The organism is Pontibacter aquaedesilientis, assembly GCF_014773225.1.
In the GTDB taxonomy this organism is placed as follows: domain Bacteria; phylum Bacteroidota; class Bacteroidia; order Cytophagales; family Hymenobacteraceae; genus Pontibacter; species Pontibacter aquaedesilientis.
This window is the reverse complement of record NZ_JACXAJ010000002.1, coordinates 562151-575738: the sequence shown is the minus strand read 5'-3', so window position 1 is coordinate 575738 and position 13588 is coordinate 562151. Positions and strand designations below refer to the sequence as shown.

Here is a 13588-nt window from a genome sequence, read left to right as displayed (position 1 = left end):
ATTAACTCAAACTATATTGGAATCCCCTGTCGAGTTTCGGCAGGGGATTTTTTTTGTTTATAGCCAGAATATAAAGTATATAGCACCGTTTTAATTTAATCAATCTATGAAACGACTTTTACTTTTGACAGGCTTTACGCTAACACTTTTGCAGGCCTCTGCACAGCTGCAACCCAAATCATATTTTGCAACTCTAAACGGTGGTATTGATAGCCGAATAGATGGCAGGGACAATAAGTTTAACTTTTACCAGTTCAGCACCTCGTTAAGCCAAATGGCTTCAGACAAATGGGCTATCGGTATTTTTGCAGAGCATGGCAGAGGCATTTCTGAAACAGAGACAACAAGTGAAATCAGTTCTCAGAATATGAGTTATTACAAATACTATAAGCAAAAGAGAAGTGATTGGCAAACTGGTTTGCTATCGCGTTTTTACTATCCTATAAAGCAGCAGCTATATGTATTTGGCGAAGGGAGGGCTGGAGTTATGTATGAGGCCTCAGAAAGCGAGTATCTTAACTCGAGCTATGTAATAAGCAACCCCGAAAATACAACTGCAAAATCAGGTGGTTCTGAAAAAAGCAGCGCGCTTTCTGTTAATGCTGTGATTGCACCGGGCATAACCTATTTCCCCAACACTACCATTGGCTTGGAACTGAAACTCAACCTGTTGCACTATAACCATGACCTCGACAATAGCGCCTCACCAAAAGGCACAGAACACCCACATAACTTCAGTGCCGACTTCGGATTATCCAGCGTAAGGGCTGGGGCAAGCTTCTATTTCTAAACAGAATATCATGAAAAAGGCCACTATTTTGTAGTGGCCTTTCTATTAGACTTAGTCCAGATCCCGATCCCCTCTTCTCAGCTCCTCCACAGAGCGCATCACCTTGTCCTTCAGGCTTACCTTGTACTTCTCCAACTTATCAGCTACAGCGGCATTGGAAGTTCCGATGATCTGAGCAGCCAGTATACCTGCGTTTAAGGCGCCATCCAAAGCTACTGTTGCGACAGGCACACCGCCCGGCATTTGCAGAATAGAGAGCACGGAGTCCCAGCCGTCGATGGAATTGCTCGACTTCACCGGCACACCAATTACGGGCAGTGTGGTAATGGAAGCGACCATACCCGGCAAATGGGCTGCGCCACCGGCTCCGGCAATGATTACTTTCAGGCCACGTTTGCGGGCCTGCTCGGCGTACTCAAACATGCGGTGCGGGGTACGGTGCGCCGACACGATCGTAATTTCAAAAGGTACGTTCAGGGTTTCCAGTATCTCAGCAGCTGCGTCCATCACTTTCATGTCGGACTGGCTGCCCATGATGATGCCTACCAGCGGTTGTGTGGTTGGGGTTTCGTTGGCCATATTATGCGATTACTTTGATGATGTTTTTGATTGATTCGGCCCGTTCCTGTGCTTCCTTTATATCGGTGCCTAGCACCGTGATGTGTCCCATTTTGCGAGCGGCACGGGTATATTTTTTGCCATACAGGTGAATGTACACGCCCGGCACAGCCAAGGCTTGCTGCAGGCCTTCGTACTTAGCTTCGCCGTCGTAGCCGGGCTCACCAAGCAAGTTTAGCATGACAGCGGCACTTTGGATGTCGGTGCTGCCGAGTGGCAGGTTCAGGATGGCACGCAGGTGCTGTTCGTATTGTGAGGTATAGTTCGCCTTGATGGTATGGTGCCCACTGTTGTGCGGACGCGGTGCTACTTCGTTCACCAGTATCTGCCCGTCCTTGGTCAAGAACATCTCCACCGCCAGTATACCTACCATGTCGAATGACTCGATCACCCGGGTTGCAATCTCGATAGCCAATCGCTGCAGTTTGTAAGGTACGTTGGCAGGAGCAAAAAGGGAGTCCACCAGGTTATGTTCCGGATGAAAACTCAGCTCCACTACCGGGAAGGCAGTTACCTGGCCGCTGGCATTGCGGGCCACAATCACGGAAATCTCCTTTTCAAAATCGATCAGTTTCTCCAGCAGCGAAGGCTCTGTAAAGCCCTTGCCCAGATCTGCTTCGCTTTGCAAACGGGTTACGCCACGGCCGTCGTAGCCTTCGCGGCGCAGCTTCTGGAAAGCAGGCAGGAAATCTGTATGGGCTTTGAGCTCATCAGCGTCTTTAAGAATTCTGAAATCGGCGGTAGGTATAGCGTGCTTGCTGTAGAACTCTTTCTGAAGGCCTTTGTCCTGTATCGTGCGAACAGTTTTGGCATCCGGGTATACCTTCACGCCTTCCTGCTCCAGTTTCTCCAAGGCATCGGCATTCACGTGCTCAATCTCGATCGTGACAATGTCGCATTGTTTGCCAAACTCGTACACCGTGTCGAAATCGCGGAAGCTGCCCACGAAAAACTCGTTGCACACGTCCTTACAAGGTGCGTTTTCGTCCGGGTCGAGCACCAAGGTATAGAGGTTAAAATCGAGTCCGGCCTGAATGAGCATGCGGCCCAACTGTCCGCCGCCCAGTATCCCGAGCTTTACTTCTCCTTTCATAGTATCGTTGCTTAGGGTGTTTACTACCCAAAATTAAGGATAAAGTGTGGAGACGAAAGACAAATATCAAAAGATGTCAACCAGATTACATTAAAAACTTGAATTCTGCCAAGGTATTCAATCGTGTAGCACAACAACAGGCATTCCTGATGGCTTATCTGGACAAAAGATAAGTAAAGCTTTGCTCTTATATCGATTAAAAACTATATTGGAGCTTGTACGTTTAACCCACCCATGGAAATTATTCTTGCCACGCTTTCTGCCCTTTTCTCCGTTGTAAACCCGTTTGGGGCCATGCCGGTCTTCCTGACGCTTACCCAGAACGATACGCCTGCCCAACGTAACCAACAGGCGCTCAAAGCCTGTCTGTATATGGTAGGTATACTGGCTGTGTTCTTTCTGGCAGGGCAGTATGTGCTCAACTTCTTCGGCATCCGCATACACGACCTGCGCATAGCCGGTGGACTTATGATCATGCGGGCAGGTTTTGAATTGCTCACACCGGGTGGCAGTAACAAAAAGGTATCGCCGGATGTGGTGGAAGAAGCCCAGCACAAAGAGGATATATCCTTCACACCGTTGGCCATGCCGATGCTATCCGGACCGGGGGCTATTGCGGTGAGTATCGGCCTCTTTACAACCTCTCTCTCCTTTATTGACATGATGCTGATTCTGATAGGCATTATTCTGCTGGCTGTCATTTCTTATGTCATCCTGCGCTTTTCTACCCAGCTCACCCGCTTTATGGGCAAAGCGGGTTTGTCAGCCTTGTCGCGCATTATGGGCTTCATCGTGCTGTCTATCGGCGTGAATTTTATCGTGTCGGCTATTGATGCGCTGTTTTTGTCTTAATCTTCCGTTTCTAAATATTACTAAGCTGACTTTAGTTTTATAGTCAACCACTTCGCCTTCTCCATAGTACACCTTGTTAAAAATACTTCTGCCCTGTCTTCCTGATGATCACAATCATCTTCCGACAGTCAGCATTTTTAACGTATCTTTGCGCCATGGAATTGAAGAATGACCTGCTTATAAGAGCCGCCAAAGGAGAAACCGTAGAACGTACTCCAGTGTGGCTGATGCGCCAGGCGGGGCGCATCCTACCCGAATACAGAGCTGTACGTGAGAGCCTGAGCGGATTTAAGGAACTCGTGGAAACACCTGATCTGGCTGCCGAAGTGACCATTCAGCCGGTTGATATACTGGATGTGGACGCCGCCATCATTTTCTCTGACATTCTGGTGGTACCCGAAGCGATGGGCTGCACCTATGAGATGGTCGAGAAGCGAGGCCCCTGGTTTCCAAAGACCATCCGCACGGAAGCCGATCTGGCAAGACTCCGTGTAGCCGACCCGCATGAGCATTTGGGTTATGTGCTGGAGGCCATTAAAGTGACGAAAAAAGCCCTAAACGGCCGTGTGCCGCTTATCGGTTTTGCCGGTGCCCCCTGGACTATCCTGGCCTACATGGTGGAGGGCAGTGGTTCCAAGACATTCTCGCATGCGCGCGGTTTGCTGTATACCAACCCGAAGCTGGCACACCACATGCTGCGCATGATCACCGATACCACCATCGCCTACCTGAAAGCACAGGTGGAGGCAGGAGCGAACCTCATTCAGGTATTCGACTCATGGGCAGGTATATTGCCTCCGGCGCATTACCGCGAGTACTCCCTGCCTTACATCCAGGAGATCTGCGACGCCATTAACGAGGTGCCGGTAACGGTATTTGCCAAAGGTGCTTTCTTCGCCTTGGAAGACTTCAGCAAATTAAACTGCGAAACCATTGGCCTTGACTGGAACATGGATGTCAAAACTTCCAGAGCACAGGTGGGTCCGAACAAGACCCTGCAAGGCAACATGGACCCATGCCTGCTTTACAGTTCTTTCGAAACCATTCAGCACGAAACCATTAAAATGCTGAAGGAATTCGGACCGCAGCGCCACATCGCCAACCTCGGCCACGGTGTATACCCTGACACCGACCCAGAGAAGGTAAAGTGCTTTATCCAGACAGTGAAAGAGTATAGCGGCAGCGCTAAGTATTAGTAAATCAGAGCAATCAAGCAGTAGAGTTCTTACTTTTTGCGACGAACAGCTTGAGTAAATTATAAAAAAGAAGGTCTGCCAGATTTGGCAGGCCTTCTTTTTTATCATCACATTTTTATCGACTACAACGCCACTCCCCAACTTCCTTTAACCAACCGGTACGTGTGTCTCCGGAAACTTATAGGCTGTGGTCATGGCGCGGGTGCTCAGGGCAAGTGCCAGCGTGAGCGTACCTACCCTGCCGATGAACATAGACAGGATGATCACTCCTTTGCCTGTGTCGGATAGCCCGGCTGTTATACCTGTGCTGAGCCCCACCGTAGCGAAAGCTGACACCTGCTCGAAGGCCAGCCGGAAGATATCGAACTGCGAGTCGGTGATGGTGAGGATGAACAGGAAGAAAATATTGATAATCGCTGCAAACGTGAAAATAGAGAAGGCTTTGTAGGACACAGAGTGCGGTATAGTTCTGTTCCCCATCTCAACATTTCGCTTGCCCCGGATGGTCGTCCACACCGACAGCAGGATGATCGTGAAGGTTGTCGTCTTGATTCCCCCTCCTGTCGAGCCCGGTGAGGCGCCGATGAACATCAGGAAGATGAACATCAACAAAGTGGGCACCGTCAGCGCCGAAATATCCACCGTGTTGAAACCGGCCGTTCGCGTGGTCACAGCCTGAAAGAAAGCGGTAATCATCGCCTCCACAAAATTCAAATGCGCCAGCGTGTTGAAGTACTCCAGCAGGAAAAATCCTATGGTGCCCAAGGCAATAAGAGAGGCAGAGGTATAGATCGTGATACGGGACAACAGTTTCCAGTTTTTCCAGGGAGCATTCATTCGCATCCGCATTGCCTTGGGCGACAGCACATCCAGGATGGTCGGAAAACCTATGCCGCCAAATATGATCAGGCAAGCCACAGTCAGTTGCATTACATAGGCAAAGCGCACCGGCTCCGTGTACAGCCCTTCCGGGTACAAGGACAAACCTGCGTTACAAAAGGCCGAAACTGCATGAAACACCGAGAAGAAAATTTTGCTTCCTAAACTGTCAAACTCCGCAGATGGGCCCCATGTAAAAAAGATGATAAAAGCCCCGATCGCCTCGATAGAGAAAGTCATCACCACCAGTTTGCGCAGCAGGTTCTTGGTAGAGAAAAGCGAGTCGCTCTCCATGATCTCGTACATGGCCACGTGCTGTTTTATACCTATACCCTGCTTCATCAGCGAGACGAAGAAAGTCGCAAAGGTCAGGATGCCCAGACCGCCCAGCTGCACCAGCATCAGGAGCACGACCTGCCCCGAGAAGGTGAAATACGTACCCGGATCGACCACGGCCAGGCCCGTCACGCAGGAAGCACTGGTTGCCATAAAGAGGGCGTCGATAAAACGCATACTGCCCGGCGTGGTGATCATCTTCGGCATCATGAGCAGGGCAGCCCCGATTATGATCAGAAAAAGAAAGCTGAAAAGGAAAGTGATCGTTGGTTTGAACTGCAGCGTTTTCAGGTGTACCCTGGTTTCGAGCAGCTCAATGACCAGTAGCACGAGCATGAACATGGACACCACTACCCGGTATAGCTCTACTGAAAGCGGAATATCGATGCTCTCGAAGAAATTATAGACAACCGGTACATGCAGTCCGTAGGTACTTATCTGGTTTATCAGAATTATGCCCATCAGCATTCCCTCAAACCAGGTCCGCCTCAGAAACTTCTTCCGCTCGAAGGTATAAAGAATGCGCAGCAGGTAAATGATCACGAAAACCGACAGAATAGCGTCGATCGCATAAAAAAGCTTTTGGATCGTCTCGGGTTTCTGGACTATGCCGTGGGCATAGATCAGTAGTCCGATCGAAAGCAGGGTCAGAAGATAAGTGGTGCGCCGCATAATGGCATATGCTGTTAACTTACTCCCGTAAAGCGCCCTGTTTAACCCTTCTGTACTCATCTTGAATTTTGTTGAAGCTTCAAAGCTAACATAACCTTAACCAATAGCCAAATGCGTGTCTGGATACCTGTAGGCTGTGGAGACAGCCCGTGTACTGATAGCCAGCGCCAGCGTGAGCGTACCTACCCTGCCGATGTACATGGACAGGATGATCACGGTCTTGCCTACATCCGACAGGCCAGCCGTTATACCGGTGCTGAGACCCACCGTGGCAAAAGCTGATACCTGCTCGAAGGCCAGGCGCACAATGTCGAACTGTGCGTCTGAGATCGACAGGATGATCAGGAAAAAAACGTTGAAAACGACCGCAAACGTGAAAACCGCAAATGCCTTATAAGAGACAGAATGTGGGATGGTGTGCTTGCCAATCTCAATGTTTCGCTTTTGGGCAATGGTCGCCCACACCGACAGGATAATCACTGTAAAGGTGGTTGTTTTGATGCCGCCCCCCATTGAACCCGGCGAGGCTCCAATGAACATCAGAATCATCATGATAAGCAGCATGGGGACTGATACCTCTGAGATATCCACCGTACTGAAACCGGAGGAGCGAGTTGTCATGGACTGAAAGAAAGAAGCAATCAGCGCCTCTATGAAGCTCAGGTGCGAGAGGGTGTTGAAGTACTCCAGCATGAAAAACATTACCGTTCCAAAGGCCAACAGAGCAGTTGTTGCGTAAACAGTCACCCTTGTCATCAGTTTCCAGTTGCGCCAGGGGGCATTCATGCGGGCACGCATCGCCTTGGGTGAGAATACATCAATGATAGTAGGAAAACCTATGCCGCCAAAAATAACGAGCGCGGCAATGGTCAGGTGTAAGGTATAGGCACTGCGGAGCGGGTTACTATAGAGGCCCTCCGGGTATAGCGAGAAACCGGCGTTGCAAAATCCGGACACAGCATGGAACACCGAGAAGAAAATCTTGCTGCCCAGGCTCACAAACTCCGTCTCCTGCCCCCATGTATTGAATATAATGACTGCCCCGATCGCTTCGATGGAGAGGGTCATGATGATCAGTTTACGCAGCAGGCCTTTAGTGAACGATATCGACTCGCTCTCCATAATCTCATACATGGCCACGTGCTGCTTTATACCTAGCCCTTCCCGCATGAGCATGGCGAAAAAGGTCGCAAAGGTCATGACCCCTAAGCCCCCCAACTGCACCAAGACCAGCAGTACCACCAGCCCCGACAAGGTGAAGTAGGTTCCCGGATCGACAACTGTCAGCCCCGTGATGCACGATGCGCTTGTAGCCATGAACAGGGCATCGACAAAGCGCATCCCGTCCGGATCGTTGGTCATTTTCGGAAGCATGAACATGGCTGTACCCAGCGTGATGAGCGTGATAAAACTCATCAGGAAGGTAATGGCAGGCTTTATCTGGAGGGTTTTCAGGTGCACCTTCGTCTCCAGCAACTCAATTACGAGTAGCAGGAGCATGTAGAGAGAAACCAGGAGACGGTACAGCTCCACTGAGAGCGGCACACCTATCCCTTCGAAAATGTTGTAAATGATAGGGAACCCGAATACATAGGTCCCGATGTGGTTGATGAGAATGATGGCCATCAGCGAACCCTCGAACCAGGTACGCTTCAGAAACTTGACTCGCTCAAACCCATACAGAATCCGCAACAGGTAGATCAGCACAAACACCCCCAGGATGGCGTCAATAGCGTAGAAAATGATCTGAATCGTATCGTGGTCTACCACCACGCCATGTGCATACAGCAACAAACCTATCGCCACAATGGTGAGCGTGTAGGTAGTGCGGCGCATCATTTTATATGCCCGCAGCTTGCTGCCGTAGAGTAGCCTGTTAAGCTGTTCGGTGTTCATGGGTTTCGTACAGCCTGTTCTCTTTTGCTTCCTGGAACAAGCGTTTTCTGTCGACAGGCACTACGCCTACCTGTTCGCACACCAGTCCGCCGCCCAGGTTGCTCAGGCCAGCCATGAACGGCAGGGAGGTTTTAAGTGCCATACACAGCGCCGCTATACTGATCACGGTATCGCCGGCCCCCGATACGTCCGAAATGGAACGGCGGTGCGCAGGTATATAGGTTTTCTCTTCGCCGTTGGCCACAAACACGCCGCGCTCCGAAAGCGTTACCAGCACTTGCCTGGTCGCCAGTCGCTCTTGCAGTTGCGCTACCGCTTCCTCAAAAGCGTGCAGGTTCTCGTCGGCGAAGTCTACTTTAAGGCCTTCTTTGAGTTCTTTCAGATTTGGCTTGAACAGCGTGCAGCCTTTATAGCTCAGGAAGTTTTTCTTTTTCGGATCGACCACACTCGGTATACCCCGCTCGTTGGCCAGCTGGATAAACCGGGCAATGTTCTGCTCAGAAAAAACGCCCTTATCGTAGTCTTCAAACACAACCACATCGGCCTTGTCGAGTAGTTTCAGATAGTGCTCTTCCAGATGGCGCTCTTCGTAGTCCACCAGGTTGTGCTCGATCTCCGCATCCACGCGCAGCAATTGCTGACCGCCGGCTATGATGCGGTGTTTGATGGTCGTTACCCGCTCCGGGCTCTGAACGATGCCTTCTGTGGACAAATTACGTTCTTCCATCAAGCGCAGGAAATCGCCGCCGTCCGGGTCATCGCCAATCACAGAGCAAAGCAGTGGCGTTGCGCCCATGGCCTGTACGTTCAGGGCCACGTTGGCAGCCCCGCCCAAACGCTTCTCGCGTTTCACCACGTTCACGATCGGCACTGGTGCTTCCGGCGATATGCGTGTCGACTTACCCCAGAGATAAGAATCGATCATCACATCGCCCACGATGAGCACGGTCAGCCTATCGAAGGCACTGAAAATATCTTCTAAATTGGTATGCTGATTCATTACTGCAATTTGGCGAGGCTCTCCTTGATGCGGCGGAGCGCCTCAATTAGTTTATCGTCGGATGTGGCATAGGAAAAACGGATACACTGCGGCGCCCCAAAGGCCTCGCCACTTACCAAGGCTACATGCGCGTCGGTGAGCAGGTATAGGCTCAAGTCGAGTGCGCTACTAATGATGTTACCATTACAGCTTTTGCCGAAATAATAACTCACATCCGGGAAAATATAGAATGCGCCGGTCGGCACGTTGGTTTTAAAGCCCGGTATACCTTGCATGATGTCCAGCACCAGGTCACGGCGGCGGCGGTAAGCGTCGCGCATCTCCAAGGCTGATTCGTTTCCACCCAACAGCGCCGCATGGGCCGCTTTCTGGGCGATAGAGCAGGTGCCGGACGTGATCTGGCTTTGCATTTTCTCGCAGGCAGTAGCTATGTCTTTGTGTGCGGCAATGTAGCCCACGCGCCAGCCTGTCATGGCATAGCCTTTCGAGAAGCCATTCACAGTGATCACACGGTCTTTGATGAAGTCGAAGCTGGCCATGCTGGCATGCTTGCCCCCAAAATTGATGTACTCGTAGATCTCGTCGGCGATGATGTATACCTGCGGATGCTTCTCCAGCACTTTGGCAATCGCCAGCAACTCTTCCTCGTCGAACACCGAACCGGTCGGGTTGCAAGGCGAAGAGTACATGACCACTTTGGTGTTCGAGGTAATGGCCTTTTCAAGCTGCTCCGGCGTTACTTTAAAGTCGTTTTCCAGACGGCCTTGCAACGGCACCGGTATACCTTCGGCCAGTTTCACGATCTCTTCGTACGACACCCAGTAAGGTGAGAATATGATCACCTCATCTCCCGGATTTACCAGGCACATCACCGCATTAGCAATGGATTGCTTGGCTCCAGTTGATACCACGATATTCTCTGGACTGTAGTCCAGGTTGTTGTCGCGCTTAAACTTATCGGCTATGGCCTGACGCAGCGCCGGAAAACCTGGCACCGGGGTATAGAAGGTAAAGCCGTCATCTATCGCATCTTTCGCGGCGTCTTTAATGTACTGTGGCGTCTGGAAATCCGGCTCCCCGAAGCTTAGGTTGATGATGTCAAACCCTTGTGCGGCCAGTTCACGGCCTTTTTTGGCCATGGCAATGGTCTGAGACTCCGAAAGTGCTGTGATTTTGTCTGAAAGTATATTCAATGCTGTGTGCTGCATGTCCGTTCTGAATTAAGTCCCAAAGTTAATATAATGCAAGAGAAATCCATTGAAATGGGGGTTGTTTTACCTCCCCCCGGCCCCCTCCTAAAAACAGGAGGGGAGTTAGTTCGTTGAGGTTGGTCATCCCTTAGTCTGTTCTTTGCCGAGCACTTCTATCCCAAGAGGAACATTTTTGTCACTACCGTTCAACAGGTTTAAGTATAATAGCTGTAGCATTTTTGATCTACCGGATCCAACCACCCCTGCCCCTCCTTATCCAAGGAGGGGAGCTTACTTCACTGCCATTTGTCAGGTATAAGTACTGTGGTTGCTGTTACAAACCACTGCAGGTATATCAATAAAAACTTGCCCACCAGATATGAAATAGATAGCCTCAGCCATGTGCACTTTGCGGCGCTCCACTGTTTGAGCGTCCCCGAAACCAGTTTGGGATGTACCACTTGACTTTTTTGCCCCGAAAGCTTTTGGGGTGCCCGCCGCACAGGCGAAGCTATGAAACAGTTCAAGTTACTATACCTGTAATAGCAATCGCTACACCGCACCAAAAACAAAAGGACATGCTATCGCATGTCCTTCCCCAGCTATTATAAGCCGCGAGTTTTAATTCTTGCCGTAAGATGTACGCTCTACAATGCTGCGCCCGAGGGTAATTTCATCGGTATACTCTAACTCCCCTCCCACCGGCACACCACGGGCAATGGTGGTAATGCGCACGTTATGGTCACGGAGTTTGCGGGTCAGGTAAAAGGCGGTGGTATCGCCTTCCATGGTCGGGCTGATCGCCAACAGGATTTCTTTTATCTCAGAATTGGGCAGACGCTCCAGCAGGGAGTCGATGTGCAGGTCCGATGGTCCTACGCCTTCGATTGGCGAGATCACCCCACCCAGCACATGGTATAGGCCTTTGAACTGCGACGTGTTCTCAATTGCAATCACATCCCGGATGTCGCTTACCACGCAGAGCAGGCTGCGGTCGCGCAGCGGGTTGAGGCAGATACCGCAAACCTCTGTATCCGAAATGTTGTGACATTCCTTGCAGTGCTTTACTTCGGTGCGCATTTTCACGAGCGCCTCTGCCAGCAGAAAAGTCTCTTCAGACTCTTCTTTGAGTAGGTGCAGTGCCAACCGCAGGGCAGTCTTGCGCCCTACGCCTGGGAGCTTCGCCAACTCCTCGACGGCGTTTTCAATCAGTTTAGACGGAAATTCCATTCAACCTCCCGCTACTCTATGTTGGCCGAAAGGGCTTTGTCGTGCAGGGAGGTGCACATACCTGCCAGCTCTTCATAAGACCCCACCTTCACGGTGCATTTGCCTTTGTAGTGGATCAGCAGCGTGCATTGCTCCGCCTGTTCCGCCGAGTGGCCGCATACCTTGATCAGCGTTGCGATCACGTGGTCAAATGTATTCACGTCGTCATTATACACAATCAGGTTGTGCAGATCAGTGCTTTCTTCGAGCAAGGCCACATCATCCTGATGTAAAATTTCAGTCTCAATATTCATAGTGCAAAATTACGAATTTTTACGGAGCTTCGGAAGTAGAAAGTGCTATAAAACAAGCCCTCCCGACAAGCCCCTATCATTCAAAAAAAGGTATAGGTTAAAACAATCCGGAGCTGGGGTTAATTCCGGTGGTGTTGATTATTTCAGGGGATAGCGGTAGAAATTTGAGGCATGGAATTCTACCCTTGAAGCTATAGTCGTTGCATTCTCGAAGACTATCCCCTCGAGGGGTTTATAGGGGTGTAAATCCCGAATTGAGATATAGACAATTAACCAATTTATAATTTCCTGGCAAATGAAAACACCCCTCTGCGCTCCCCTCGAGGGGAGAGTTCCCTTCATTGCCGCACCATTTGTCCACTCAACGGGGACAGTTTTACAAAGCACTTAGCAGACACAACATCTTGAACCGCACGCCAATATTCCCTAGCTTTACAGGTATAGCCAGCCAATACGCAACTAACATTTTATCCAGCCGTTTTGCCGGATTATACTTAGCTACTATACCTTATGCCAACCGTTTCCACAGGTTTTAAAAGAGCTGTCAAGCAGCTGAGCGATAAAGAAAAGGAAGCCATCATTCTCAAAGCCGCTCGCCGAGACGGGGAGCTGTATGACTTGCTGGCAATCGAATTAGGCGAACTCACGCCGGAAGAGGCTTATGAACAAACCGCCGAGAAAATACATGAGCTGATGATTGGCACAACAGGCCGCTACCTGGGACGTGCGCTCACCAAATCGCTGCGCAAGTCGGCTAAGGAGATCGCCCGTTTCAAGCGCATTACCAAAGACGTGAAACTGGAAACAGACCTGCACCTATACCTGCTGCGCCTGATCTTCGGCAACTTCACAGGCCAGTTCGACAGTTACTACAAAGCCTTCTATACCGCCACGGCTCGCCTCCTGCAGCGCACCATCCAGCTGATTCGCAAGAACCTGCACGAAGACTACCACCTTGAGTACAAAGACGAACTCGACAGTTTCCTTGAGCAGATCCACAGCCGCAACAAGCCGCTGAGTTTTGATTTGCCCAAGGAGTTTGTGGTGGAGTAAGGTATAGTGAGCCTGTTTATCCGTAGGAACATTTGTCATTCCGACAGAATGGAGGAATCTGAAGTTTTGCCAATAAAAGAATCCAGCTCTCTCTATTCTGTCGAGAGGACAACCTTGCTTTTTAGGATGTCAATATCCGAAAACTATCTGCAGGGTATATCCTTATACCCCCTGCCTGCAAGGCACAACTTATACCTTTAAGGTATAGCAGTAAATAAGGGTCTATTGAATTCTAACTGTGAGGAAGAAGGTGTGATGCCACGTAGCTTGGTGTTTCCAACATGCCACCAAGATTCTTCCAGAATGACAGGTATAGCGGCTGACAAGGTATAGTCATAGCACAGCCTTGCCACGGACAAGTCGCGGTCTATCCCTAAAGAGCCATCGCTTATGACAAACACTTCCGAAATTCTCAATCCTACCCATCCTTTTAAATCCTAAAATCCTGATTCATTTCTCCCCTCAAATCCTTAAATTTGAGAATCTAAAC

Annotated in this window: 13 protein-coding genes; 4 read left to right on the top strand and 9 right to left on the bottom strand. The window is 50.2% G+C overall.

Features of this window, described 5'->3' with window-relative positions:
• The first annotated feature begins 106 nt into the window (after nucleotides 1–106).
• Nucleotides 107–790, top strand: coding sequence for a hypothetical protein (locus H9Q13_RS07530; RefSeq protein ID WP_191183146.1), 684 nt, complete (start codon nucleotides 107–109; stop codon nucleotides 788–790).
• A gap of 51 nt (nucleotides 791–841) precedes the next feature.
• Here H9Q13_RS07530 and purE read toward each other — a convergent pair whose 3' ends face one another.
• Both purE and H9Q13_RS07520 read right to left on the bottom strand, forming a co-directional pair.
• Nucleotides 842–1369: a 5-(carboxyamino)imidazole ribonucleotide mutase gene (gene purE / locus H9Q13_RS07525; RefSeq protein ID WP_191183145.1), complete on the bottom strand. Its 528-nt coding sequence runs from the start codon at nucleotides 1367–1369 to the stop codon at nucleotides 842–844.
• A 1-nt stretch (nucleotide 1370) separates the two neighbouring features.
• Complete coding sequence (locus tag H9Q13_RS07520) at nucleotides 1371–2501, bottom strand: 5-(carboxyamino)imidazole ribonucleotide synthase (RefSeq protein ID WP_191183144.1); 1131 nt, start codon at nucleotides 2499–2501, stop codon at nucleotides 1371–1373.
• Between the two features lie 234 nt (nucleotides 2502–2735).
• Here H9Q13_RS07520 and H9Q13_RS07515 point away from each other — a divergent pair, with 234 nt between their 5' ends.
• Both H9Q13_RS07515 and hemE read left to right on the top strand, forming a co-directional pair.
• On the top strand, nucleotides 2736–3353 hold the full coding sequence (locus tag H9Q13_RS07515) for a MarC family NAAT transporter (RefSeq protein WP_191183143.1): 618 nt from the start codon (nucleotides 2736–2738) through the stop codon (nucleotides 3351–3353).
• Between the two features lie 155 nt (nucleotides 3354–3508).
• The gene (gene hemE / locus H9Q13_RS07510) at nucleotides 3509–4549 is read left to right on the top strand and encodes a uroporphyrinogen decarboxylase (RefSeq protein WP_191183142.1); all 1041 of its coding nucleotides are present in this window, start codon (nucleotides 3509–3511) and stop codon (nucleotides 4547–4549) included.
• Between the two features lie 147 nt (nucleotides 4550–4696).
• On the opposite strand, the gene H9Q13_RS07505 is transcribed toward hemE, so the two are convergent.
• The 6 genes from H9Q13_RS07505 to H9Q13_RS07480 all read right to left on the bottom strand — a co-directional run bounded on the left by H9Q13_RS07505 (nucleotide 4697) and on the right by H9Q13_RS07480 (nucleotide 12045).
• Entirely contained in the window at nucleotides 4697–6496 is a 1800-nt protein-coding gene (locus H9Q13_RS07505) for a TrkH family potassium uptake protein (RefSeq protein WP_191183141.1), read from the bottom strand.
• A gap of 36 nt (nucleotides 6497–6532) precedes the next feature.
• Complete coding sequence (locus H9Q13_RS07500; RefSeq protein ID WP_191183140.1) at nucleotides 6533–8332, bottom strand: TrkH family potassium uptake protein; 1800 nt, start codon at nucleotides 8330–8332, stop codon at nucleotides 6533–6535.
• A complete protein-coding gene (locus tag H9Q13_RS07495; protein ID WP_191183139.1) occupies nucleotides 8313–9332 on the bottom strand; it encodes a bifunctional heptose 7-phosphate kinase/heptose 1-phosphate adenyltransferase in 1020 nt (339 codons plus the stop codon). Before H9Q13_RS07495 ends, H9Q13_RS07500 begins: the two co-directional genes overlap by 20 nt.
• A complete protein-coding gene (locus H9Q13_RS07490) occupies nucleotides 9332–10540 on the bottom strand; it encodes a pyridoxal phosphate-dependent aminotransferase (protein WP_191183138.1) in 1209 nt (402 codons plus the stop codon). The genes H9Q13_RS07495 and H9Q13_RS07490 overlap by 1 nt, the downstream gene beginning before the upstream one ends.
• Nucleotides 10541–11143: 603 nt before the next feature.
• Nucleotides 11144–11752, bottom strand: coding sequence for a recombination mediator RecR (recR, locus tag H9Q13_RS07485; RefSeq protein WP_191183137.1), 609 nt, complete (start codon nucleotides 11750–11752; stop codon nucleotides 11144–11146).
• 11 nt (nucleotides 11753–11763) lie between these two features.
• The gene (locus H9Q13_RS07480) at nucleotides 11764–12045 is read right to left on the bottom strand and encodes an ATP-dependent Clp protease adaptor ClpS (RefSeq protein WP_191183136.1); all 282 of its coding nucleotides are present in this window, start codon (nucleotides 12043–12045) and stop codon (nucleotides 11764–11766) included.
• Between the two features lie 510 nt (nucleotides 12046–12555).
• Here H9Q13_RS07480 and H9Q13_RS07475 point away from each other — a divergent pair.
• Entirely contained in the window at nucleotides 12556–13098 is a 543-nt protein-coding gene (locus H9Q13_RS07475) for a hypothetical protein (protein WP_191183135.1), read from the top strand.
• 197 nt (nucleotides 13099–13295) lie between these two features.
• On the opposite strand, the gene H9Q13_RS07470 is transcribed toward H9Q13_RS07475, so the two are convergent.
• Nucleotides 13296–13514: a hypothetical protein gene (locus tag H9Q13_RS07470; protein WP_191183134.1), complete on the bottom strand. Its 219-nt coding sequence runs from the start codon at nucleotides 13512–13514 to the stop codon at nucleotides 13296–13298.
• Nucleotides 13515–13588 lie beyond the last annotated feature (74 nt).